This window comes from Pseudomonas sp. FW300-N1A1 (genome assembly GCF_058789115.1).
Window position 1 is genome coordinate 1 of record NZ_JBYTBK010000088.1, and the last position, 1,283, is coordinate 1,283.

General features: G+C 53.9%; 1 protein-coding gene. It reads left to right on the plus strand.

Going from position 1 to position 1,283, the window contains the following annotated elements; genetic code table 11:
• Nucleotides 1–87 precede the first annotated feature (87 nt).
• Nucleotides 88–1,233 carry an IS481 family transposase gene (locus AC3WQN_RS25410; RefSeq protein ID WP_103402425.1) on the plus strand — a complete coding sequence of 382 codons (1,146 nt, stop codon included), beginning with the start codon at nt 88–90 and terminating at the stop codon, nt 1,231–1,233.
• Nucleotides 1,234–1,283 lie beyond the last annotated feature (50 nt).

Here is a 1,283-nt window from a genome sequence, read left to right on the forward strand (position 1 = left end):
TGTTTGGACCGGGGACATGGTTTACACCTGTTCGGGGACATGGTGGACACTTTTTAATACGACACATTGATCATCTGGAGATGTCGTGTGTCCTGGAAAGAGGTGTCTGCCTTGCAGCTTCGTACCGAGTTTGTCTCCTTGGCCCGTCAAGAAGGGGCGAACATAAAAGAGCTCTGTTGCCGTTACGGTATTAGCCGAACGACCGGCTACAAGTGGCTCAAACGCTTCAAGGAAGAAGGCGCGGCGGGCTTGATTGATCAATCCCGACGACCCCTGTCGTCACCTGGGAAAACCACTGCCACCCCTGAAAAACAGATTCTGGACTTGAATCTGGAACACACCTCCTGGGGAGCCCGCAAGATCAAACGGTACTTTGAGGACAAGGGCCATGTGATGCCGGCGCCCAGCACCGTGCATGCCATTCTCAAGCGCAACGATCGAATTGATCCCGCTGCGTCTCTCGTAAAACCCTTCATTCGATTCGAACATCCCCAACCAAACGATCTCTGGCAAATGGATTTTAAAGGCCATGTCAGCATGCGTGCAGGACGTTGCCACCCGTTGACCTTGCTGGATGATCATTCCCGTTTTTCGTTGATAATTGCCGCCTGCGCGAACGAGAAAAGAGAAACGGTGCAAAACCACTTGATCAGCGTTTTCCGGCGTTACGGGCTACCCCGCCGCATGACGATGGACAATGGTCCACCTTGGGGACACGAGGGAGATGTCTACACTGGCCTTGAATTATGGCTGATGCGTCAAGGTATTGAAGTGTCCCACTCCCGGCCTTATCACCCGCAAACACAGGGTAAGCTGGAACGTTTTCATCGCAGCCTGAAGGCGGAACTACTTACCGACAGAACACTGATCGACCTCGACGCAGCTCAGCAGACTTTTGACCAATGGCGGAAAATCTATAACCACCAACGTCCGCACCAAGCCTTGAATCACAACGTTCCCGCTTCCCGGTACCGACAAAGCGAGCTGTGCTATCGAGAGGTGCTGCCAGAGCTGGAATACGGCGACGATGATGAAATTCGGACCGTGCAGGCCAATGGGGAACTCAACTGGCGTGGGTGGGAGCTCAAGCTGGGCCGGGCGTTCACCGGTGAGCGTGTGGGCTTGCGCAGGACCTTGGAGGACGGCAAACACGATGTCTACTGGGGTAGACATCGTGTTGCGCAAATTGACATGAACGTCCGATCCGTAATATCAGGTAAACGGCTTCGTTAACTGTCCACCATGTCTCCGAACATGTGTCCACCATGTCCCCGGTCCAAACA